We start from the raw sequence: 20,635 nt of genomic DNA, 5'->3' as shown, positions 1-20,635 counted from the left end.
AACCTGACCATGCTTTTCACACGCAAGCTGATCTCCACCTCCCACACCCGCACCGCTCTGTTGCTGGCCGCAGGCTTCAGCAGCGTTCTGCTGACCGGATGCGCCAGCTCGCCAGTCTCCAGGATCGGCGCCAGCACCAAGGTTGAGTACTACCCTAGCTGCTACGAGCCCGTGCAGCACCTGCGTGCCACCGACTCCAACATGACCCGCTCGGTGGCCACCGGCGCACTGCTCGGCGCAGTCGGCGGCGCCCTGACCGGTGCGTTGGTCGATGGTGACAACCGCGGTCGCAACGCTGCCATCGGCGCCGCTGGCGGTGCCCTGGTGGGTGGTGCTGCGGGCTACTACACCGAGCGCCAGAAGCAGATCAGCGACGACAAGCAGCGCATCGCCTCCTACGCCACCGATATCGACAAGAGCGCGGCGGACATGGACCGCACCACGGCCTACGCCAAAGCCTCGCAAAGCTGCTACCAGCGTGAGTTCGCCAACCTGTTGGACGGTCGCAAGGCGGGTCGCATCAACGACACCGAAGGGCGCAAGCGCCTGGCCGAGATCGTCTCGGGCCTGCAGGAATCGAACAACCTGATCACTGCGGTCAACGGTCGTCTGGGAGAGAACCTGGACAACTACACCCAGGCCTACGAGCAGGATCTCAAGCAGGTCGGCGTACCACGTTCGGACGTGACCGTAGTGGCGCAGGCCGAGACCGCGAAGACCTCCGGCTCCAAGACCAAGTCGCGGAAGCTGCCGGCGGTACCGAAGGAAGCCGTGAGCACCGAGAAGACTCTGCAGAATGCCACCACCAAGAAGACCGAGGCCCAACAAGTGGCCAAGGCCGGTGTAGACCAGGTCAACAATATGTGCCGCAACCCAGACATGGGTGACTGGGCGCCGGTACCTTGCCCGAACGTGTGAGGTTGAAGCGGGGGGCGCCTAGCGCCCCTATCGCGACACAGCGTCATCCGTATATGAGTAAGGACACTACCCCATGACAGACCTCTTGCCCAAACCCTTGGGCAGCGCCTCGCAATTCGTGGCCCGGCAGCGTGTCCAGGGCATGGTCAACCAGCAAAAGCTCTTCAAGGCCATCGACGCCGACCCCGGCATCGTCGGTGCCGGCGTCGTGTACATCGATGCCGATTACAACGTTATCGTGCTGCGCGAGTTCCAGCCGATTTGCAGTGTCGCGCCTAAGCGCGTGATCCTGCGCGAGGCACCGCGTTATACCTCGCCTGAGCAATTCATGAAGCAGTTGCAGACCAACCCTCGGGAAGCCCGGGTGGTCAAAGAGGCCGTGAATACCACATTGTCCTGCGCGGGCGCCGTATTGGGCTGGATCGTGATGTTCAGTGGTACCGTAGCGGTGCCTTTCTCCGGAGGTGCCAGCCTGGCATTGACGGCGGTAGGCTATGCTGCCGCCACCGCCAGCACCGCTCAATGTGGCATCGGGCTGGTGCGAACGGCCTTCGAAGCTACCGACCCGTCACTCAATGATGAAATGGACCAGCAGGGCTGGTATCAGGCTGCAATGCCTTTGCTCGACACCGTAGCGTTGATGGGGGTGGGCGCATCTGGTTTGACCACCGTGCGGTTTCTGCAAGTGCGCAAGGCAGCAACGGGCAGCAGTTGGCTTGAGCTGACACGCTCGCTGAGCCGACAACAACGCAAGGCGCTGACGAAGGAACTGTTGTCGATCAAGCACCCAGCCCTGACCGCCAAACAATTGAAGCTGCGCCAGAGGTCCGGGGAGCTGGTCAAGCGCTACACACCCACAGAGATCAGCCATGCGACAAGGACCTTGATCCAAGACTCTGTCGGCGGGTTCATTGGCCTCAGCAGCAGTGGAAAAGTGCAAGGCCTCGCGGTCGGGCTGTATGAGGAGTTTTCGGAATGATGATGAATCCAGAGTTGAAGCGCTTTCTCGCTCGCTACTTCGGGGTGTTCATCGGGGCGTACTTCTCCTCCATCATCGCCGTTGCCTGGACCTTTGCGCTGGTATGGAGCACGTATTGCCGACACTGCTCGAAGGATGGCGTGTTCCCCTGGAGCCTGTTCGCCACCCTGGCGGTCTTCATGCTGGGCCATGGTGCCGTGGTACGTGGGCGTGCTTGGGGAGCGTGGCTGGTGGCCGGCTTGTGCATTGGCTGCCTGGCGATCACGCTTCCTGCCTATGGGTATCGACCGAACATGTTTATCTACAGCAGCAGCCTGTTGGCGGCGCTGTTGACTCTTTTGTTGCTCAACAGCCGACGCTATCGGGAGATGCGTGAGCGATTGGCTGAGTATCGCCAGCTGCGAAAAGCGTCGCGTGAGGGGAAGGCTCGGCGGTAAAGCAGGAGGGGCGTGGGAGGCGCACTGGTCTCCTCCATCAACGCACACGTCAGCCTTCGCCGGCCGCAATTGATTCAGTACGCTGTTTCAATCCGGAGCGCTCAGAGTCAGGGCTTTCCAGCTGGCTTTGCGCTTGCGTTCGACGAGCGTTACCAGCGCCTCACCCGTTGGAGCGCCTTTGCGAGTGAACTTCACCGGTGCCAGGGTCAACAAGTGGACCTTCTCGCTCTCTGGAATAGCGTCATCGCTGTCGCTTGGACTCCAGGATTTGTCTACCACCAGCAATGCATCTACCTGTGCCGGCCATGGCAGATCGGAGAACGCGTCGTCTTCACGCAGGATCAATGCCCCCTCGAGCAACGGCCCTTGCCCGAAGGTCCGGTGGGATAAACGTGACAGTACCCGTACCGGGAAGCGCCACGGATCGTTCGGCTCTCCATCGACGTGAGGTAGTGCCCAGTCGCCGGGAAGGCAGATGAACAATTCCGTCATTGGCGTAGCCTGGAACAGGCCGACCGTGAACAGCAACTTGAAATCGTTCTTGCCGTCTACAAGGCTGATGTGCAGGCTGGCGCGAGGGTCTTCGGCGGTTGGGCTGAAAACCTGTGGCAGGACGCGACCGACAGTGTCGTGCACGAAGTTGAGGATTGAGTTACCACCTTCGGGCACTTCGTCGTTGCGGATGTCATGGATGCTCTTGCCGCCATGGGCCCGCAGCAGCCCGGCGACTTGCTCATGTTTCCAGGCAATGGCGGCATCCACAGCGCTGTAGTTGCTTACGCGATGCAGCCGGTTGACGGCAGCACCGTGGCGCAGCAGCAGTTCGACGATTGCAGGGTGACCTGCAATCGTTGCAGCCAGCAGCGGCCCACAAATGCTGTCGGGTTGCCCTTCTACCTGGGCACCGACATCGAGCAGATACTGGCAGGTGCTGGCATGACCACCGCCGGCAGCGAGCTCCAGAGGGATTGCGCGCCCATGTCGACGGGCTGGACAGTCCAGTTCCAGACCTCGCTCGATTAGCAAGGCGCATACTGCATCCTGGCCAAAGCGAGCGGCTATGTGCAGCAAACCTTCGGCGTCGGGGTTGCCGAAGCGTGTCAGCGACAGCAGTTCGGGATGAGCATCGGCGACCTGGCGGACATCCTCGAGCGCCCCTGCTTCCACGGATTTGTAGAGTTGGTTGAGCAGTGCTTCGTGCGCTGCATAACGGGCTTGTGAATCGTTCATCGGCCGACTAGTTCCTGTGTGAAATCCTGGCGAGCTCTGCAAGCACGCGTTCGACTTCTCTCAGACCGAGGTGTTTCACCTCGTTCAAACGAGTGAGTGCTTCCTTGGCGGCGGCGACAGTATGGATTCGACCACCATTCGTTGCCAGGTGAAGTTGTGCGGGGTGGTGTTGATCTGCTGCGCAGTGGTAAACGGGCGGCTGCAATCATGAGCCTGATCCAATCGGCGCGTATGAATGGGCATGATCCGTATGCCTATCTCAGAGATGTGCTGACCCGGCTACCGACGCAGCGAGCCAGTGATATCGGGCAATTGCTACCCAATCAATGGATGCCGGCCTGATGAATAATGAATCGCCCCGAAGCAGAAGCTTAGGAGCGATTCACGATTACAGCCCTAGCCGGGCAGACTCAGGTGCAACAAGGGGAAGGGGCGGCCCTCGCCATCCAGCGGAGAACGACCTGTTTGAACAAACCCGTAATGTAAATAGAACCCTACCGCTTCAGGATTCTGTTCATTCACATCAACACTCATCTGACTGCGCGAACTGCGGGCATGATCCAGCAGTGCGCGGCCAATCCCTTTCCCTCGCAGATCTGGTTCGATGAAGAGCATCTCTACGTGGTTTTCATTGAGCCCGATGAACCCTAGCGGGCAGTCCTCGGCATCTACCGCAACCCATAATTCAACAGCGGGTAGGTAAATATCGCGGAGCTGAGGAAGCAATGCCTCGATATCGGATTCTTGCAGGAAGTCATGTGTGGCGCGAACGGAGCGCAGCCAAATGTTGAGCAGTTGCGGATGGTCGGCGTTAGTAGCCTGACGAATGATCATAGAATCATCCTTTACACTTGATATCGGAAATGAGGCGCGCTAGTAGATAGCGACCGTATAAGTGTCGGCAACTTGTATGACCGCTTCGCGAGTTAACGCCTGGGCGGTTCACGACAGAGGTAGCCGGAAAGGAGGGAGCAAGGACGATACTGAGAGGCTTTGGGGGTGTCAATAAAAAATTACGGAAGGGAATGGTGGAAGCATACCTGACAGATGATGGCCGGACCGGTAGGGATCTCACGCGGGACGCTAGAACCGGATGATGTCAGGAGCTTACGGTGACTTACCCGGACGCTTACGAGTGTTATCAGGGATCAAGGCCTCTAACGCGGGACTGGCGGCTCCTTACGTCCGGGAGCAAGCGCACCTCATGATCTGGCCTCCTGAGCACCTTTACTGGTGGGCGGGTGGAGGCTGCATTGGCTGACGAGACCAGTGCCGCGAGATCCTGAGCCGGGTGAACGCAGCACTGCGATGACCGGGGCATGCCTGACTGTCAGTCAGTGCAATCCATTCCCTGGTCTGGGGCACTATCCTCTGCATGGCTGTTGCTGGAGACATCGAGGTTTATCACGCCAATTGTCACGAGGGGAATCGCTGCAAAGCTATGTACGATCAGGGCTGCAGCAGTGAAAGGTACCCGTCTCTTTCAAGGAGAAACAGACGGGCGCAGGCTGGCGCAAATTTTGGCCAAGCGGATAGGGACAACAGGGCTGCGGAGTACGTCGTGTCAGGTACGTTGCTTCAATTCTCTGACCCGTTTGATAACGTACTGCTCGAATAGCGGATGATTGACGACATCCGCATACCGTTCGTAATTAGTGAACGCTCGAAAAACTGCGCCGCATGTATCCTGCTCTGTTCGCTGACGATTTTTGTGGCAAGCGCTGGCAAGGATTGCATTGATGCTTTGCAAATTGGCTTGCATCCCCGTGTCATCAAGGATTTCGCTATAAATCGCTCGCCATGGCCTCGGGTCGAGCTCTTCGATATCTCGCCCTGTGAAGGTCCAGCTCACATAGCGCGATCCCTCGATTTCGAAGGTTTCATATTGGCAATCTGCGCCAAACATCCCAGGCTGTGTGACGGAGCCCTTGACCGGTAGCTGCGGGGCTGTGGCAGAGCGTTGACCACTGATCACGCGTGCATCGTTGTCAACTTGGATGCATATGATTGGGTAGTCCAACGCCCGGAATAGTTTGTAGAAGGTGGCCTCGCGGGAGGTACCAGCGGCCTTTTGGACCGTTCTGAAGTATCCCTCGATGGTATCGGCGCTATCAAATTGTTGGGCTAACCAGTCTGACGGCATCAGCAGTTCTGCGGCGAAGCGATTGGCTTCACCTTCCATCTGCAGATAGGCAGCATCAGCCTGCTGAGGATTGAGGTGGGAAACAATCGTGCCCGTGTGCCATGGGATCACGATGTGGCCAAGCTCATGGGCCAGTGTGAACTTTCGGCGGGAAATGGGCGCTGCGGCGTTAACGAGTATGCGAGGTCGTGTGGTACTACCAATGCCTATGGTGATGCCGTCGACCCCGTAGGGAAGGTTTAGATACTCCAGCTCGCCATAGTGAGCAGCCAACGCATCCAGATCGAAAGGAGGAAGCAGGTTGCGAAGGGCTAGTACACGGCGAGCCATCTTCTCTACTGGTAGCATCAAATCCTACCAATGCTACGCAGCCAGGCTTCGACCTTGGCTGCTTCCCCCACCGAACTGGCTCGCGCAGCCATGGCGAACCGGTCTTGTGCCAGTTCCTGCTCCAGAGTAGTGCCACGTTTTCGCGCGGTCAGCACGAATGGCAGCACTGATGGAGTGGTAGCCCATAACTGGTATTCCTCCCAGGTCATGCCGAGGTACTCGTGCAATTCCATGTCTGCGCCTTCACGACCTTCATGCCAGGCCTCGACAAACTGGTCGATTTCTTCTTCCAGCACGCTGCCTTCCAGGCACTGCTCGACAAAACTCATGTGAACCTCTCAGTTCGGTTTGATCCGTCGCCCGCGGACCGGGGGCTTTAGCGCAATACCATGAATGGGACAGACCGAACCTAAATGATAGCCACGTCGGTCGAAGACCTCGAATTCGCCGTGTAGCGAGTCCCATGAATAATATCGTTGTGCCACGGTGTCAAAATAGTACTTGCGGCCCCCCTCGACGAACGCAACGGGCAATCCGCTGACGATGGAGGGAGTGGGCCGGGGTTTGCCGCCCATCCAGCATTCCTTAACAGACGTTTGGTCGGCATCTCTGCCACTGAGAAGCCAAATTCTAACGCATCCGTTTCGTGCACGTAGCCGTTCACATAGCAGTTAAGTGATCGAATTCGTATCCAGCTGTAGCAGGTAGGAATGGGCGACTCTAAAACGAAAAAACCCGCCAGAAGGCGGGTTTTTCGGGGGTTCCAGAGATTTTGAAAGCTTTCTATGGAACCTTGAATGGTGCCGGCACCAGGAATCGAACCCGGGACCTACTGATTACAAGTCAGTTGCTCTACCAGCTGAGCTATACCGGCAATGGGGCGTCATTATAGCGATCGGTTGGCGGCTGTAAACCTATTCCTTCCAATAGCTTACGTTGCCCACAGGAAAGGAGAATTTTCCTACCAGCCGCGGTGGATGCTGTTGACGCTCGGTTCGGGGGTGGCGGGGTTGAAGAATAGCTTGTCGTTGTCGCAACCGCGCTTGCGGCACGGGGTGTCGACGCGCAGGGGCAGGCCGCGGTCGCCGCCCAGTTGCATGCCGGGGGTTTCCCAGCCCAGCGACGAGGTCTTGGGCGAATAGGTGTCGTTGGCGCAGCCGGCCAGGGCCAGGGCAAGGGCGAGGCTGAGCAGGGCAAGGGGCTTGGCTTGGGTCACGTGGGCAAAGTCCGTAGGTGGGTCAGTCTGTGTTCAGGATGCGCTGGATGGTGCCGCCGCAGGCCAGGTAACAGCTGTCGTAGTCGCGGTCGCAACTGTAGCTCGCGCCGCTCGAGTACGGGTAGCTTGGGTAGTGGCATTTGTGACGTGCGTCCTTCTTGGTTTTGCTGTCCTGGCAATACTGGTAGCTGCGCAGCTCGGCCTGGTACAGGGCGCGTTGGCTGTTTTCCTCCAGGCGAACCATCTGCTTGCAGTGGTTGCGTTCCGTCTGGCAGCTGTTGATGCAATTGATGCCATGGGCGCTGGGCGGTGGCGAGTACCTATAGGTATAGGAGGGGCCGCAGCCGCCGAGCAGCAGGGCCGCCAGCACCAAGGCGGCGAGGCGTTGTTCTGGGGTGTCCACGGGTGTAACGGTCCTTGATCATTCTTCGCTGAACTCCAGCAGGTCGCCGGGTTGGCAGTTCAGCGCGCGGCACAGCTTCTCCAGGGTTTCGATCTTGAAACCCTTGATCTTGCCGTTCTTCAGCAGTGACAGGTTCGCTTCCGTTATGCCGATGATTTCCGCCAGGTCCTTGGAACGGATCTTGTTCCTGGCCATGACGACGTCGAGGCGGATGATTATCGGCATAGGGGGCGGCTAGACATAACAGTTGTGTTCATCGCTGATGATCTTGGCGTCACGCATGACCAGCGAGAAGGCGCACAGCAGAATGCCTTTCATGATCTCGTAGACAGCCTCGGATGATACACCGATAGACACCACGAATGTGCGCTCCCCGGCCGGCAGGTCGATGGCCAGGGCCAGGCCCTGCAAGGTATCGATCACCGGCCACAGCAGCGGTGTACCGATGCAGATCAGGCCGACCCACCAGAGCATCTTGATGTTCGCCGGGCTCCAGGTGTGGCCCTTGGACAGGCGCAGGAAGAACAGGCCGGTCAGAAGCAGGGCGAATGCCGACAGCGCGGCGGGAATCATCGCCAGGGCCAGCACCAGGCCCATGGCCAATTGCGAGGGTTGGTAGCCGTCTTCCAGCAGCAGGGGCATGTTGATGCCGTGGGTTTGCAGGTAGGCGGTGACGGTATCGGGATAGTCGAATACCCAGAGCAGCGGCGTGCCGAACAATTCCACCGCGGCAGTGGTCCAGGCCAGGAAAGCGGCGAATGCGCCGATGGTGCGCAAGCGTGAGCGGGCATAGGCCACGGATCTGCTGTTGTTCATGGGATGCCTCCGTACAGTGATGAACGGGGCAGATTATTCGTGAAAAATTATCGCAGCACAATAATTTGTTGCTGCTAATTTGATATCGCGGCGTTTTGCCGCAAGGGGCTGGCTTGCGCGCTCCTGTGATGGGCACGCTTTCGCTGAGAGAGGCTGCAAAGCCTTGGTTCACGCTGATGCTGGAACCTTTATGCACAAGCACAATGCCACGCGCCAGCGAAAGGCATGCCACCGGTGCGGACCGTCGGTCTTTGCGCAAAGGCCTGTTTTTACTGGTTTTGGTTCGTTTGGTGGAATAAGGGAAACGCCTGAAATAGCCTTTGGATCCAAGATTTCGTGATTTTCATCACAAGCTTGTTCACAGAGTTATCCACAGGTTTCAAGCGGGCTGGGAGGGCTCGTCGCGTTCGGCCAGCAGCAAGAGATTGCGGGGCGTCAGGGGATAGTCGCAGAAGGTACCGAGGCGCACCGAATAGCCGTGGTCCTGGAGCAGCAGGGCGCGGTCGAGCACCAGCCACAATTCCAGCGGTCGGCGGAACAGGTTGCGCACCAGTTCCAGGTTGCGCACTTCGGCCAGGCGTTGCCAGCCGGCAGCCTCCAGTGCTGCCCAGTTCGGCTCGCCATTGATGTGCACGCCCCTGAGTTCGGCCAGGTCGCGGCAGTAGCCTTCGAATGGCTTTTCCAGCCAGGCGGTTGGAAGCGAAGGTGTCGACAAGTATTCATCGCACTGGCGCTGCTCGCGCTGCAGCAGGTCGAAGCCCAGACGCCGGGCCATGGAGGTGTCCCGTTGGCGTCGTACGCGCAGGCTCGAGGTAACGGCTTCGTTCAAGGGCAGGCCTAGGTCGGCCACGTCCAGCCGCAGTTTCGAGGCCTGGGCGGCTGTGGATAACGGCTGGTAGTGCTCGCCATGGATGCGGTTGTAGCAGCACGGGGCCACGGCCAGCTGGCGGCAGCCTTTCTCGCTGGCGAGCTGCAAGAGGCGCACATGCAAGTCGCCGCAGGCATGCAGGGCGACCACGCTCTGGTGTGCTTGCAGCTGGTCGGCGCTGCCTTCGGCCAGCACGTCCTGTTGCACATGGGTGGCCGGCAACTGGTGATGGTCGCTCAACGCTTGGCCGGCGGCGACCAGCGTGGCGTCGTATTCCAGGCAGGTCAGGTGTTGCCCTGGCTGAAGCAGGCGGCGGCCCAGGTGGCCTTTACCGGAGCACCAGTCCAACCACTGGTGGGTTCGCTCACGGAATGTCAGACGACGGCTGAAGGCTTCGATCTGCTGCCACTTGCGGCCAGGCACGTGCACGTCCAGGCGATGCCCGGCTGGAGGCAGGCCGGCATCGGGCAGCTCGCCTACGGCGGCCAATTGCCTGGCCTGCTCGGCGAGCTGTGGGAACGGAGCGGGCGCCGGGAGCTGTTCGGGGTGGTGCTGGAAGGCCTCGGCGTCGGCCAGGGAGCGTTGGCGAAGCCAGGTGGAGAGTTCGGGGTACTCGGCTTCCCAACCCAGGCGCAGCTGGGTGAAGGGGCGTGGGTGCCAGAGGTGCTGATGCTCGACCAGGAAGCTGTCCAAGGCGCGGAAGCGTTCGAGGAGTTGGTCGGCTTGCAGGAAGGGAGGTGTGTTCATGGGAGCACCGGAGCGCAAATCGAAAAAGGGCCGCTGTGCGGCCCTTCGTCAAGGTTGTGGGAGCGGCGGTGCGGCGGTCCGACTTGCTCCGCGATCAAGGGCGCATGGTAGGGGCGGCCTGATCGCGGGACAAGCCCCACACAATTTTCATCGCCCTTGGCAGGCGTCCACGCGCAACCAGCGTTCCAGCACCTTGAAGCCCTGGACCAGCACGAAGGAGATGACCAGGTAGAACACCCCGGCAGCGAAGAAGATCTCCACCGGCAGGTAGGTACGGGCAATGATGGTCCGCGCCATGCCGGTCAGTTCCAGCAAGGTGACGGTACTGGCCAGGGCGCTGGCCTTGAGCATCAGGATCACTTCGTTGCTGTAGGCCGGCAGGCCGATGCGTGCGGCACGCGGCAGCATGATGTAGAACAGCGTCTTGCCCCGCGACATGCCCAGCGCCCGCGCGGCCTCGATCTCGCCTTTGGGAATGGCCTGCAGCGCGCCGCGCAGGATCTCGGCGATGTAGGCAGCCGTGTGCAGGGTCATGGTCAGCACGGTGCACCAGAACGGATCGCGCAGGTACGGCCACAGCGAACTGCTGCGCACCAGGTCGAACTGCGCCAGGCCGTAGTACACCAGGAATAGCTGCACCAGCAGCGGGGTGCCGCGGAAGAAGAAGATGTAACCGAAGGGCAGGGCGCGTACGTACCAGTGCCGCGAGGAACGGGCGATACCCAGCGGGATGGCCAGGATCAGGCCGGCGATCACGGCAATGGCCACCAGCTCCAGCGTGAGCGTGGCGCCCTGGGCTAGGCGTGGCAGCCATTTGATGATGACTTCCCAGTTCATTATTCGGCCCTCACGAAGCCGCGAGCGGCGCGTTTTTCCAGGAAGTGCATGCCGGTCATGGCCACGATGGTCAGGCACAGATAGATGCAGGCGGCGACCATGTAGAAGGTGAACGGCTCCTTGGTTACGGTCACGCCGATCTGCGCGTGGCGCATGATCTCTTCCAGGCCGATCACCGATACCAGCGCGGTGTCCTTCATCAGGATCATGAACAGGTTGCCCAGGCCGGGCAGGGCGACGCGCCACATCTGCGGCAGGATGATCCGCGACAGGATGCGGCCCCTGGACAGGCCCAGGGCCAGGCCGGCCTCACGGTGCCCCTTGGGGATGGCCAGGATGGCGCCGCGGAACACTTCCGTGGCGTAGGCGCCGAAGCACAGCCCGAGGGCGATCACGCCCGCGGAAAAGGCGCTGAGCTCCAGGCCAGGCAGGTTCAGGGCTTCGCCGAGGCTGTTCATCAGCCCGACGGTGCCGAAATAGATGAGCAGGACCCAGAGCAGCTCGGGTACGCCGCGAACCAAGGTCGAATAGGTGCTGCCAAGCCATTGCAGCGGCTTGACCGGGGACGTCTTGGCCAGGGCGCCGAGCAGGCCCAGGACCAGCCCCAGCAGCAGGGCGCAAAGCGCCAGTTTTACGGTCATCAGGGTGCCAGCCGCCAGGGCCGGACCGAATCCGTGCAGGTCGATATTCATGGGTAGGTGCGTTCAAAGGACCGGCGCCGCGCAGGGCGGCACCGGTCGGGGCGTATCATTCGATGCTGAACGGGAAGTACTTGTCGTTGATCTTCTTGTACGTACCGTCGGCTTTGATTTCTTTCAGGGCGGTGTTCAGCTTCTCGCGCAGCGGGTCACCCTTGCGCACGGCGATGCCGATCTTGTCGCTGTCGACCACGGGCTCGCCCTTGAACTCGAAGTTCTGGCCGTCCTTGCTCTTGAGCCATTCGTACTGCACGTACTTGTCGGCCAGGATGCCGTCGATGCGGCCGGAGACCAGGTCGAGGTAGGCGTTTTCCTGAGTGTCGTACAGCTTGATCTCGACGTCGTCGCCGTAGTTGTCTTCAAGCCAGGTGCCGGCCAGGGTGGCGCGCTGGGTGCCGATCACCTTGCCCTTGAGCGAGGCCTTGTCGGTCTTGAAGTCTACGTTCTTCGGGGCGATGAACTGCAGCTTGTTGGAGTAGTAGGGGTCGGTGAAGTCCACGGCCTGCTTGCGCTCGTCGGTGATCGACAGCGAGGACACCAGGAAGTCGAACTTCTTGGCGTTCAGGGCCGGGATGATGCCGTCCCAGTCGGAGGTCACGACCGAGCACTCGACCTTCATCTTGGCGCACAGAGCGTCGCCGATGTCCTTGTCGAAGCCGACCACGTTACCGCTGGCGTCCTTGTTGTTGAACGGCGGGTAGGCCGCTTCGATACCCATGCGCAGTTTTTCCGCGGCCATGGCGTTGGCCGAGACGACCAGCGTGGCGGCAGCGGCCAGGAGGAATTTCTTGTAGGTCTGCATGTGTTGCTCCGTTAGCGGTGGCTGGACATGAATTGCTTGCAACGCGCCGAGGTCGGGTTCTCGAACACCTGCTGCGGCGATCCCTGCTCTTCGACCAGGCCCTGGTGCAGGAACACGACTTCACTGGACACCTGGCGGGCAAAGTTCATCTCGTGCGTCACCAGCAGCATGGTACGGCCTTCTTCGGCCAAGGCGCGGATGACGTTAAGCACTTCTTGGACCATTTCCGGATCGAGCGCCGAGGTCGGCTCGTCGAACAGGATGACCTTGGGCTTCATGGCCAGGGTCCGGGCGATGGCGGCGCGTTGTTGCTGGCCACCGGAAAGCTGGGCGGGGTAGCTGTGGCGCTTGTCATGGATGCCGACCTTGGCCAGCAGCGCCTCGGCTGCCTCGATGGCCTCGGCCTTGCTCTGGCCAAGCACGCGGCGTGGGGCCTCGATGATGTTGTCGAGGATCGACATGTGCGGCCACAGGTTGAAATTCTGGAAGACGAAGCCGATCTCGCTGCGCAGGCGGTTGATCTGGCGATTGTCGGCGGCGATCAGGTCGCCGTTCTTGGTCGACTTGAGCTTGAGCTCTTCGCCGGCCACGAGGATCTGGCCCTGGTGTGGGTTCTCCAGCAGGTTGATGCAGCGCAGCAGGGTGGACTTGCCGGAACCGGACGACCCCAGGATCGAGATCACGTCGCCGTCGCGAGCGGTCAGAGAAATGCCCTTGAGAATCTCCTGCTCGCCGTAGCGTTTATGCAGGTTGCGGATTTCCAGCGCGGGCGTGGCCTGGGCCATGTGCGGTCCTCATATGTTCGGGTGCGTTCCCAGCTGTTGGCGGCCTTCCTGGCGAGCGCCAAGCTAGCATAGCGGCGCAACGGCGGCCAACCAGGTCGCAGGCGGCTCGGGTCACTGGCGGGTCACTTTGTCGCATTGGCGCAGTGGACTGTCGCGAGGATGTCCGCAACGCGCTCGCCCAGCACCGGAGCCTTGATGAAAAAAGGCGCGATGGTGCCAGCTTTGGACGTGCCTGGGAAGCCGTTTTTGGCCGGGTGGCACTTCCTTGGCCGTTATGCGTAGCGTGGGTTGCGCCCTCGGGTTGCGCTTTGCTTGCCGCTTTTTTGTGCGCAGGTGTTACCGAGGGGCACCTTTGGGGCGTTTGTAAGTGAGTATTTCAGTAATCCGTTCCTGATTCCGGTATTTGACGCCCTTTTGGTCAAGCCATGGCCGAAAGGCCTGCTGGGCCCTGTTTTTCGGGAGCCCTACAGCATTCGGACGAACGTGATCACCGAATGGCGCGGTTATTGCCATTGGGAAAGGGCCGACTGCAGCGACGCCTAAATCAACCCCAGGCGCGCCTCGTTCATGCAGTTCGGGTGGTCCACTCCTTACAAAGGTAGTTTTATGAGCGGTAAGCACAATTCCAATGACCTCGCTCAGGGGCTCAAGCAACGGCATGTGACCATGCTGTCCATCGCTGGCGTAATCGGCGCCGGCCTGTTCGTCGGCTCCGGCCACGCCATCGCCGCAGCCGGCCCGGCCGTGCTGTTGGCCTATGCGGCTGCCGGCACCCTGGTGGTGCTGGTGATGCGCATGCTCGGCGAGATGGCCATCGCCTCGCCGGACACCGGTTCTTTCTCTACCTACGCCGACCGCTCCATCGGTCGCTGGGCAGGCTTCACCATCGGCTGGCTGTACTGGTGGTTCTGGGTGCTGGTGATCCCGCTGGAGGCCAACGCTGCCGCAGCCATCCTGCATGCCTGGTTCCCCGCTGTGGACCTCTGGGCCTTCTCCCTCATCATCACCTTGGCGCTGACCTTGACCAACCTGTGCAGCGTGAAGAACTACGGTGAGTTCGAATTCTGGTTCGCCCTGCTCAAGGTGCTGGCGATCATCGGCTTCATCGTGGTCGGCTGCGTGGCCATGTTCGGCCTGGTGCCGGGCAGCCAGGTCAGCGGTGCCAGCCACCTGTTCGACACCCAGGGCTTCATGCCCAACGGCCTGGGCGCGGTGCTGGCAGCCATGCTGACCACCATGTTCTCGTTCATGGGTACCGAAATCGTCACCATCGCCGCAGCCGAGTCGAAGGACCCGGGCAAGCAGATCAGTCGCGCCACCAATTCGGTGATCTGGCGTATCTGCCTGTTCTACCTGGTGTCGATCTTCCTGGTGGTGGCCCTGGTGCCGTGGAACGACCCAGCCCTGGCCGAAACCGGTTCCTACCAGACCGTGCTGAGCCGCATCGGCGTGCCGAACGCCAAGCTGATCGTCGACATCGTCGTGCTGATCGCCGTGACCAGCTGCCTGAACTCGGCGCTGTACACCTCCTCGCGCATGCTGTTCTCCCTGAGCAAGCGTGGCGATGCCCCGGCTGTGGCCCAGCGCACCACCAAGGCGGGCACCCCGCACTGGGCGGTATTGCTGTCCACCGCGGCGGCGTTCCTCTGCGTGTTCGCCAACTACGTGGCGCCGGCGGCGGTGTTCGAGTTCCTGCTGGCCAGCTCCGGCGCCATCGCTCTGCTGGTGTACCTGGTGATTGCCGTGTCGCAGCTGCGCATGCGCAGCCAGCGTGAGGCGCGTGGTGAGAAGATCGCCTTCAAGATGTGGCTGTTCCCGGGGCTGACCTGGGCGACCATCGCCTTCATCGTCGCCGTGCTGGCGGTGATGGCGCTGCGTGAAGATCACCGTGCCGAAATCATCGCCACTGCGCTGCTGAGCATTGGTGTGGTAGCCGCCGGCCTGTTGGTGCAGCGCAAGCGCAAGGCTCAGGGCCAGGCTGAAGGTCGGGCTGTGCTGGATAACTGACCCGGCTGGCTGAAATGAAAAGGCCGCGCCCGGTGAAGGGTGCGGCCTTTTTTGTTCGTATTGGTGGCCCCTATCGCCGGCGAGCCGGCTCCCACAGGAATGGTGCAAGCAGAGCCCCGGTGGGAGCCGGCTTGCCGGCGATAGGGCCAGGCCCGGCAATGGAAATGAAGGAACCTCAGCCGAACTGTTTCTGCTGTTGCTGCTGCTTGGCCACCACTTCCGAGGCCGCTACATAGGCTTCCTGGAACTCGTCGCTCTCCAGCCAGGCCATGGTTGCATCCTCGTCGGTGCCGTCGAGCCACTGACGGTAGGCGGTGAACACCATGACGATGTAGTCGGTGGCGTGTTCTTCCTTGTGCCCCTTGAGCACCAGAGCCAGCAGCGGGTCGACCAGGAACACCGAGATCATCGGCACCAGGCCGTTCTCCTGGGCTTCCTTCATCTTCTCGAACAGGCTGGTGTAGCTGCCCGAGTCCATGGCTTTCTTGAACACCTGCTCGACGCTGGCGCTGTCGCCGGCACTGGCCTTGACCGCCTGGCCGCTGCGCACCATGCGGTTCTGCTTGGCCTTGGTGGCGGCGCGCTTGGCGCGTTTCTGTTGCTTGGTATTGGAGGCCATGGGCGAATCCTTGGGGTGTCTGGAAAATGCGCGTATTGAAGCGCAGTTGTCGGAGAAACCCAAGCGTTGCAGGACGGGGCCGCTGTGCGGCCCATCGCGGGGCAAGCCCGCCCCTACACGTACAGCGCCCAGCTTGAAGGGGGAGACTCGAGGGCAGCCGATAAGGCTTGAGTGACTGGCATTAGCCCTTGGGGGTGAGGTTGCATGCCGAGCTGATCTTTCCCCAGTCGGGAGGGTAGGCTGGGGACGAGATGACAGTCAGTTGCCAGCCCTGACCCAAAATCCAAGACAACAAAAAACCCGCACTAGGCGGGTTTCTTGTTGTCGCTTCGGGTAACTTTGCAACCACCAGAAGCTGAAGGTGGTGCCCAGAGACGGAGTCGAACCGCCGACACGAGGATTTTCAATCCTCTGCTCTACCGACTGAGCTATCTGGGCGACGGGGCGAATTAAAAAGGTTTTCAGGCCTTCCGTCAACGACTTTTTTGAAAATTTTTTAAATTAATTCCGTCGCTTACGTTTTTCGGGGTCATTCGCTGGGTGGAACATAGCCTTCGGCCTGGGCGTAGTCTTCGCCGGCAAAGAACTTGTCCATTTCCGCCTGGAGGAACTTGCGGTCCTCGGCGTTCATCATGTTCAGGCGCTTCTCGTTGATCAGCATGGTCTGGTGCTTCTGCCACTCGTCCCAGGCCTTCTGCGAGATATTGTCGAAGATGTCCTGGCCCTTGGCGCCCGGGTAGGGTGGGCGGGGCAGGCCGGGGAGTTCTTCGTTGTACTTGCGGCACTTCACGGTGCGGGTCATCGGGCGTCTCCTGCAATCAATTCGTCGGCCGCGCGTTTGAGCAGCTTCTTGACCGGGGCGGCGAGGCCCAGGCGCGGCGGGGTGGCCAGGTTATACCAGAGCCAGTCGGGCTCGGCCACGGGCGGGCCGAGCGGGTCGACGCGCACCAGCCAGGGCTCGATGGCCAGCTGGAAATGGCTGAAGGTGTGGGTCAGGCCGTCCAGGGCCTGGCTGGCGGTGGTGCGCAGGCCGTGCTGGTAGGCCAGGTCGTCGATCTGCTCGAGGCTCTCCAGCTCCGGTAGGCTCCACAGCCCACCCCACAAACCGCTGGAAGGGCGGCGGTAGAGCAGGATGGCGCCTTCCTGGTTGGCCAGCAGCGGCATCAAGGTGCGGCGCTGGGGCAGCGTCTTGCGCGGCTTGGGCTCGGGGTAATGGGTTTGCTGGCCGAGCAGGTTAGCCTGGCAACCGCGCTGCAGCGGGCAGATCAGGCAGCTGGGCTTGCTGCGGGTGCAGAGCGTCGCGCCCAGGTCCATCATCGCCTGGGTGTAGTGGTTGGCCCGGTGTTGCGGCGTGAAGCGCTCCGCGGTGGCCCAGAGCATGTTGGCCACCTTGGGCTCGCCGGGGTAGCCGGCCTGGGCGGTGTAGCGGGCCAGCACACGCTTGACGTTGCCGTCCAGGATCGGCGCGCGGATGCCCATGCTGATGCTGGCGATGGCCCCGGCGGTGGAGCGACCGATGCCGGGCAGTTCGGTGAGCTGCTCGACGCTGCGCGGGAACTCACCGCCATGGCGCTCGACCACCATCCGGGCAGCCTTCTGCAGGTTGCGCGCCCGGGTGTAGTAGCCCAGGCCCGTCCACAGGTGCAGCACTTCGTCTTCCGGCGCTTCGGCCAAGGCCTGCACGGTAGGCAGGGCCTGCATGAAGCGGTCGAAATAGTTGAGCACGGTGCTCACCTGGGTTTGCTGCAGCATGATTTCCGACACCCACACCCGGTAGGGGGTGATGCCCTGTTGCCAGGGCAGGTCATGGCGGCCGTGCTGGTCGTACCACTGCAATACGGCACTGGAGAACTGCTCGGGGCTCATCGCTTGAACAGCCCCTTGAGCACGTCCTTCACTTCCGGGCTCACCTTGTCACCGAGCTTTTCGTCGAGCTTCTCCTGCAGGCGGTTGCCGGCCAGCTTGGCGGCCACCTTGCCCAGGCCGTCCTGGTCCAGGCGGCAGGCCTTGGCGCCCAGCTCCAGCGGGCCGCGGCAGCGCAGCGGGATTTCGACGCCGACGTAGCGTTCGTTGACCTGGCAGGCCGGGTCCGGCATGGCGCGCTGGTCGCCTTCGACGATCACGCCGACGTTGTAGTCCATGCCCAGCACGCGCAGGTCCACATCACCGTGACCATTGACGGTCAGGCCCGGAATGCGTGCCTTGAGGTCGGGGTTGCTGGCAACGCCGTTGCGCACCACCAGGCTGCCGCGCAGCTCCTGGAAGGGGGTGTCCTTGCCGCGGGGTTCGCCGCTCAGGGTCTTGCGGTTGAGCGTCGCGATGGCGTGGCACAGCTGCTGCTCGAGGTTGGCATTGACCAGCACGCCATCGGTGATGGTGAAGTTGGCGTTGCCGTTGAGGGTGTCGACCAGCGCCTTCTGACTGTTGCCGGTGGCGGTCAGGTCGCTGGCCAGGGTCAGCAGGCCCTTGAGTGGCGGCGCCTGATCAGGGCTGTCGCGTTTAATGAAGTGCTCCACCGGCACGCGATTGATCTTGGTGTTCACGCCAACCTGCGGCACGGCAGGGCGCACGTCGACGGTGCCCTTGGCCTCGAAGGTGCCGTCGTACAGGCCGCCGCGCAGGGTCTCGAGGGTCAGCAGGCCGCCCTGGCCGTTAGCCTTGAGCTGGGCGTCGGTGATCGGCAGCTTGTCCAGGGTCAGGGCGCCGAACGCCAGGTCGGCCTGCAGGTCGACCTGGCGCAGGCGGTCCACCGGAAGCAGCTTGTCGTTGCTCCACGCCACCTGGGTCGGGGCCTTGGGCAGCGGTGTGGTGCTCGGGCCGGCCACGGCAGTGGTTTCCTGCTGTTTGACCTCGGCCTGGCGTGCGGCGGTGGCGCCCTTGGCCTGCTCGCTCTTGGCCAGCAGGTAGCGGTCGGCGTCGAACTTGTCGCCCTTCAGACGGACGCGCAGGGCTTGTTTGGCGAAGTCTTCGATGGCCACGCGGCCGCTGAAGGTACTGTCGTCCAGCTTCACCGCCAGGTCTTCCAGGGCCAGGCTGGTGGGGTTGGCCTGCAGGCGGGTGACCAGTTCGAGCTTGGCGAACGCGGCTGGGTCGGCGGTGGCCGGCAACGGGTGGCCGATGCTGTCGAGGAAGGTGCGCAAGTCGAACTGGGCGATGGACAGGCCGCCGCTCAATTGTGGCGTCTTGTCCAGGTCGCGCAGGTTCAGCTCGCCCAGGGCGCGCAGTTGGTTGGCGGACAGCTTCAGGCCGTTCCACGACGCCACGTTGGCCGCGAGGTCGACCAGCAGTTGGCCTTGGGCGGCGAAGGTCATGGTCTTGCCGGCCAGCGGTTCGCCGGAAGTCTCGCCGGTCAGGCGCATATCTTCGAAGTTGTAGCGCTTGAGCTTGCGATCGAAGCGCAGTTCGCCGGTCAGCTCCGTGCGTGCCTTGAGGCTTGGTTGGCCGACACTGAGGAAGGCGCTGGCCTTGAGCGGAATGTTCGAACCTTCGTGGACGGCACCGGTGCTCAGTTGGATGCTCTCGGCGCTGAAGGTCTGGCCGGTCTTGGCGTCGGTGTACTGCACCTGGGCGTTGTTGACGGTCAGGCTGTCGATGTCCAGCTTGACCATGCGCTCGCGGGTATCTTCCTTGTTTGCCGAGGCCTCGGTATCGGTGGCAGCGGGTGCCTGGTCCTTGTTGGCCGGGGTGGTGCTGGCGTCTGGCGCGGGCAGCGGTTTGCCGATGTCTTCCCAGTTGCCGTGGCCGTGCTCGTCACGGGCCAGGGTCAGGTTCAGGCCTTCGACGCGTACATCGCTCATCTGCACTTCGCGGCGCAGCAGCGGCAGCACACGGACCGACAGGCCGAGCATCTGCAGGTCGGCGAAGGGCTCCTTTGGCTTGGTCAGGGTGGCGATGCTGGCTTCGTGCAGCTCCAGGCCCAACCAGGGGAACAGGCTCCAGCCAATATCGCCATTCAAGGTCAGCTCGACATGGGCCTTGTCGCGGGCCAGTTGGCGAATCTCGTCTTTATAGTCGTTGGGATCGAAGAGGTGGGTCAGGGCGAAGCCCAGTGCCACGATGATCAGCAGCAACCCGAGAAGCCCCAGTCCCAGGATTTTGCCGAACGCTTTCATGGGCGAGTCCTTGTAGTCCGTTTTTGAAATTCAAGCGGGAGAGTATAGCGCTGTGGGTATGACGTCTGCGTAGTTTGTGGGAGCGGCGGTCGGGTGCTGATGCTGTGGGAGATTCTATGGTTGTGGGCAAGCCGGCTCCCACTGGTGCAGCGCCAACCACACCCCACCATGCACTCAACCAGCCCTGCTCGCTCAGGATTCATGATGCTGTTGCCCGTTCTGGCCAATCGCCGGCAAGCCGGCTCCCACCGGTACTTCGCCAACCACACCCTGTGGGAGCGGGCTTGTCCCGCGATCAAGGGCGAAGCCCTTGCTTGGCGGCGGTGATAGCGGGCCCGGCCCAATCGCGGGGCAAGCCCGCTCCCACAGGCCCTGTGTACGCTTGTTGCGGGAGGTCACCCAGCCCTTTGGGCTGCGCTGACGAGCAAAGAACAAACGGCCAGTGCTGACCCTCTGTGGGAGCGGGCCTGCGCTGTTTTCAGAGACGCCGCCGTACCTGTGGGAGCTGGCTTGCCAGCGATAGGACCGGGGCAAGCCACTCAAGACAGTTGGCTCCCACAAGTCCGGCGTTGGCCGGTCGCCTCGCGAAGCAAACAGAAAAATTACAGATATGCGACATTGCCATATGTCATCCGCGTTCCAAGCGGGCGCGTTCTAGGCCTATAATGGCAGCCTTTTCGCCCAATGA

22 protein-coding genes, 2 tRNA genes and 1 pseudogene are annotated in these 20,635 nt (G+C 61.7%); 5 read left to right on the top strand and 20 right to left on the bottom strand.

Annotated features, from left to right (window positions below):
- Positions 1-9: 9 nt before the first annotated feature.
- The 3 genes from tagQ to ACNFG0_RS04010 all read left to right on the top strand — a co-directional run bounded on the left by tagQ (position 10) and on the right by ACNFG0_RS04010 (position 2,334).
- Complete coding sequence (gene tagQ, locus ACNFG0_RS04020; RefSeq protein WP_196143909.1) at positions 10-918, top strand: type VI secretion system-associated lipoprotein TagQ; 909 nt, start codon at positions 10-12, stop codon at positions 916-918.
- A gap of 73 nt (positions 919-991) precedes the next feature.
- Positions 992-1,897 carry an NAD synthetase gene (locus ACNFG0_RS04015; RefSeq protein WP_416764050.1) on the top strand — a complete coding sequence of 302 codons (906 nt, stop codon included), beginning with the start codon at positions 992-994 and terminating at the stop codon, positions 1,895-1,897.
- A complete protein-coding gene (locus ACNFG0_RS04010) occupies positions 1,894-2,334 on the top strand; it encodes a hypothetical protein (protein ID WP_416764049.1) in 441 nt (146 codons plus the stop codon). The genes ACNFG0_RS04015 and ACNFG0_RS04010 overlap by 4 nt, the downstream gene beginning before the upstream one ends.
- 87 nt (positions 2,335-2,421) lie before the next feature.
- Here the strand turns inward: ACNFG0_RS04010 and ACNFG0_RS04005 are convergent, their stop codons facing one another.
- Positions 2,422-3,564: an ankyrin repeat domain-containing protein gene (locus ACNFG0_RS04005; RefSeq protein ID WP_416764048.1), complete on the bottom strand. Its 1,143-nt coding sequence runs from the start codon at positions 3,562-3,564 to the stop codon at positions 2,422-2,424.
- 177 nt (positions 3,565-3,741) lie between these two features.
- Between ACNFG0_RS04005 and ACNFG0_RS04000 the strand changes: the two are divergent.
- Positions 3,742-3,906, top strand: a pseudogene (locus ACNFG0_RS04000) (transposase domain-containing protein); the annotation flags it as partial.
- Between the two features lie 54 nt (positions 3,907-3,960).
- Here ACNFG0_RS04000 and ACNFG0_RS03995 read toward each other — a convergent pair.
- From ACNFG0_RS03995 to ACNFG0_RS03930, 14 genes are all read right to left on the bottom strand, one after another.
- Positions 3,961-4,398, bottom strand: coding sequence for an acetyltransferase (locus ACNFG0_RS03995; protein WP_416764047.1), 438 nt, complete (start codon positions 4,396-4,398; stop codon positions 3,961-3,963).
- 730 nt (positions 4,399-5,128) lie between these two features.
- Positions 5,129-6,037 (bottom strand): ImmA/IrrE family metallo-endopeptidase, encoded by a 909-nt coding sequence (locus tag ACNFG0_RS03990; protein ID WP_416764046.1) that lies wholly within the window; start codon positions 6,035-6,037, stop codon positions 5,129-5,131.
- 17 nt (positions 6,038-6,054) lie between these two features.
- Entirely contained in the window at positions 6,055-6,366 is a 312-nt protein-coding gene (locus tag ACNFG0_RS03985; protein ID WP_416764045.1) for a hypothetical protein, read from the bottom strand.
- 9 nt (positions 6,367-6,375) lie between these two features.
- Entirely contained in the window at positions 6,376-6,612 is a 237-nt protein-coding gene (locus ACNFG0_RS03980; RefSeq protein ID WP_416764044.1) for a colicin E3/pyocin S6 family cytotoxin, read from the bottom strand.
- A 223-nt stretch (positions 6,613-6,835) separates the two neighbouring features.
- A tRNA-Thr gene (locus tag ACNFG0_RS03975) sits at positions 6,836-6,911 on the bottom strand.
- 87 nt (positions 6,912-6,998) lie between these two features.
- Complete coding sequence (locus ACNFG0_RS03970) at positions 6,999-7,253, bottom strand: hypothetical protein (RefSeq protein ID WP_416764043.1); 255 nt, start codon at positions 7,251-7,253, stop codon at positions 6,999-7,001.
- 22 nt (positions 7,254-7,275) lie between these two features.
- Positions 7,276-7,656, bottom strand: coding sequence for a hypothetical protein (locus tag ACNFG0_RS03965; RefSeq protein ID WP_196154483.1), 381 nt, complete (start codon positions 7,654-7,656; stop codon positions 7,276-7,278).
- 18 nt (positions 7,657-7,674) lie between these two features.
- A complete protein-coding gene (locus tag ACNFG0_RS03960; protein ID WP_043211003.1) occupies positions 7,675-7,881 on the bottom strand; it encodes a helix-turn-helix domain-containing protein in 207 nt (68 codons plus the stop codon).
- A gap of 9 nt (positions 7,882-7,890) precedes the next feature.
- Positions 7,891-8,472 carry a hypothetical protein gene (locus ACNFG0_RS03955; protein WP_196143920.1) on the bottom strand — a complete coding sequence of 194 codons (582 nt, stop codon included), beginning with the start codon at positions 8,470-8,472 and terminating at the stop codon, positions 7,891-7,893.
- 379 nt (positions 8,473-8,851) lie between these two features.
- Positions 8,852-10,087, bottom strand: a complete 1,236-nt coding sequence (locus ACNFG0_RS03950; RefSeq protein WP_416764042.1) for a methyltransferase — start codon at positions 10,085-10,087, stop codon at positions 8,852-8,854.
- Between the two features lie 147 nt (positions 10,088-10,234).
- The gene (locus ACNFG0_RS03945) at positions 10,235-10,924 is read right to left on the bottom strand and encodes an ABC transporter permease (RefSeq protein ID WP_196143922.1); all 690 of its coding nucleotides are present in this window, start codon (positions 10,922-10,924) and stop codon (positions 10,235-10,237) included.
- The gene (locus tag ACNFG0_RS03940; RefSeq protein ID WP_196154482.1) at positions 10,924-11,616 is read right to left on the bottom strand and encodes an ABC transporter permease; all 693 of its coding nucleotides are present in this window, start codon (positions 11,614-11,616) and stop codon (positions 10,924-10,926) included. The genes ACNFG0_RS03945 and ACNFG0_RS03940 overlap by 1 nt, the downstream gene beginning before the upstream one ends.
- A gap of 55 nt (positions 11,617-11,671) precedes the next feature.
- Complete coding sequence (locus ACNFG0_RS03935; RefSeq protein WP_084856418.1) at positions 11,672-12,424, bottom strand: ABC transporter substrate-binding protein; 753 nt, start codon at positions 12,422-12,424, stop codon at positions 11,672-11,674.
- An 11-nt stretch (positions 12,425-12,435) separates the two neighbouring features.
- Positions 12,436-13,209, bottom strand: coding sequence for an ABC transporter ATP-binding protein (locus ACNFG0_RS03930; RefSeq protein ID WP_196143925.1), 774 nt, complete (start codon positions 13,207-13,209; stop codon positions 12,436-12,438).
- A 606-nt stretch (positions 13,210-13,815) separates the two neighbouring features.
- Between ACNFG0_RS03930 and gabP the strand changes: the two genes are divergently transcribed.
- Positions 13,816-15,216, top strand: coding sequence for a GABA permease (gabP, locus tag ACNFG0_RS03925; protein ID WP_196143926.1), 1,401 nt, complete (start codon positions 13,816-13,818; stop codon positions 15,214-15,216).
- Positions 15,217-15,391: 175 nt separating this feature from the next.
- Here gabP and ACNFG0_RS03920 read toward each other — a convergent pair whose 3' ends face one another.
- From ACNFG0_RS03920 to ACNFG0_RS03900, 5 genes are all read right to left on the bottom strand, one after another.
- Positions 15,392-15,835, bottom strand: coding sequence for a hypothetical protein (locus ACNFG0_RS03920; RefSeq protein ID WP_196143927.1), 444 nt, complete (start codon positions 15,833-15,835; stop codon positions 15,392-15,394).
- Positions 15,836-16,197: 362 nt separating this feature from the next.
- Positions 16,198-16,273 (bottom strand) — tRNA-Phe (locus ACNFG0_RS03915).
- 91 nt (positions 16,274-16,364) lie between these two features.
- Positions 16,365-16,637, bottom strand: a complete 273-nt coding sequence (locus ACNFG0_RS03910) for an oxidative damage protection protein (protein ID WP_196143928.1) — start codon at positions 16,635-16,637, stop codon at positions 16,365-16,367.
- Entirely contained in the window at positions 16,634-17,701 is a 1,068-nt protein-coding gene (gene mutY, locus ACNFG0_RS03905) for an A/G-specific adenine glycosylase (RefSeq protein ID WP_196143929.1), read from the bottom strand. Before mutY ends, ACNFG0_RS03910 begins: the two co-directional genes overlap by 4 nt.
- Positions 17,698-19,947, bottom strand: coding sequence for an AsmA family protein (locus tag ACNFG0_RS03900; protein WP_196165782.1), 2,250 nt, complete (start codon positions 19,945-19,947; stop codon positions 17,698-17,700). Before ACNFG0_RS03900 ends, mutY begins: the two co-directional genes overlap by 4 nt.
- Positions 19,948-20,635 lie beyond the last annotated feature (688 nt).

The organism is Pseudomonas sp. NY15372, from assembly GCF_048068215.1.
GTDB classification, from domain to species: domain Bacteria; phylum Pseudomonadota; class Gammaproteobacteria; order Pseudomonadales; family Pseudomonadaceae; genus Aquipseudomonas; species Aquipseudomonas guariconensis_A.
This window is presented reverse-complemented; position numbering and strand designations above follow the sequence as displayed.

Coding starts and splice junctions, on each gene's coding strand:
- ACNFG0_RS04005 (WP_416764048.1), bottom strand. CDS start 3,564: ATGAACGATTCACAAGCCCGTTATGCAGCGCACGAAGCACTGCTCAAC.
- ACNFG0_RS03945 (WP_196143922.1), bottom strand. CDS start 10,924: ATGAACTGGGAAGTCATCATCAAATGGCTGCCACGCCTAGCCCAGGGC.
- ACNFG0_RS03990 (WP_416764046.1), bottom strand. CDS start 6,037: ATGGCTCGCCGTGTACTAGCCCTTCGCAACCTGCTTCCTCCTTTCGAT.
- ACNFG0_RS04015 (WP_416764050.1), top strand. CDS start 992: ATGACAGACCTCTTGCCCAAACCCTTGGGCAGCGCCTCGCAATTCGTG.
- ACNFG0_RS03950 (WP_416764042.1), bottom strand. CDS start 10,087: ATGAACACACCTCCCTTCCTGCAAGCCGACCAACTCCTCGAACGCTTC.
- ACNFG0_RS03955 (WP_196143920.1), bottom strand. CDS start 8,472: ATGAACAACAGCAGATCCGTGGCCTATGCCCGCTCACGCTTGCGCACC.
- ACNFG0_RS03980 (WP_416764044.1), bottom strand. CDS start 6,612: ATGGGCGGCAAACCCCGGCCCACTCCCTCCATCGTCAGCGGATTGCCC.
- ACNFG0_RS03920 (WP_196143927.1), bottom strand. CDS start 15,835: ATGGCCTCCAATACCAAGCAACAGAAACGCGCCAAGCGCGCCGCCACC.
- ACNFG0_RS03995 (WP_416764047.1), bottom strand. CDS start 4,398: ATGATCATTCGTCAGGCTACTAACGCCGACCATCCGCAACTGCTCAAC.
- mutY (WP_196143929.1), bottom strand. CDS start 17,701: ATGAGCCCCGAGCAGTTCTCCAGTGCCGTATTGCAGTGGTACGACCAG.
- gabP (WP_196143926.1), top strand. CDS start 13,816: ATGAGCGGTAAGCACAATTCCAATGACCTCGCTCAGGGGCTCAAGCAA.
- ACNFG0_RS03985 (WP_416764045.1), bottom strand. CDS start 6,366: ATGAGTTTTGTCGAGCAGTGCCTGGAAGGCAGCGTGCTGGAAGAAGAA.
- ACNFG0_RS03900 (WP_196165782.1), bottom strand. CDS start 19,947: ATGAAAGCGTTCGGCAAAATCCTGGGACTGGGGCTTCTCGGGTTGCTG.
- ACNFG0_RS03960 (WP_043211003.1), bottom strand. CDS start 7,881: ATGCCGATAATCATCCGCCTCGACGTCGTCATGGCCAGGAACAAGATC.
- ACNFG0_RS03935 (WP_084856418.1), bottom strand. CDS start 12,424: ATGCAGACCTACAAGAAATTCCTCCTGGCCGCTGCCGCCACGCTGGTC.
- tagQ (WP_196143909.1), top strand. CDS start 10: ATGCTTTTCACACGCAAGCTGATCTCCACCTCCCACACCCGCACCGCT.
- ACNFG0_RS03910 (WP_196143928.1), bottom strand. CDS start 16,637: ATGACCCGCACCGTGAAGTGCCGCAAGTACAACGAAGAACTCCCCGGC.
- ACNFG0_RS04010 (WP_416764049.1), top strand. CDS start 1,894: ATGATGATGAATCCAGAGTTGAAGCGCTTTCTCGCTCGCTACTTCGGG.
- ACNFG0_RS03930 (WP_196143925.1), bottom strand. CDS start 13,209: ATGGCCCAGGCCACGCCCGCGCTGGAAATCCGCAACCTGCATAAACGC.
- ACNFG0_RS03940 (WP_196154482.1), bottom strand. CDS start 11,616: ATGAATATCGACCTGCACGGATTCGGTCCGGCCCTGGCGGCTGGCACC.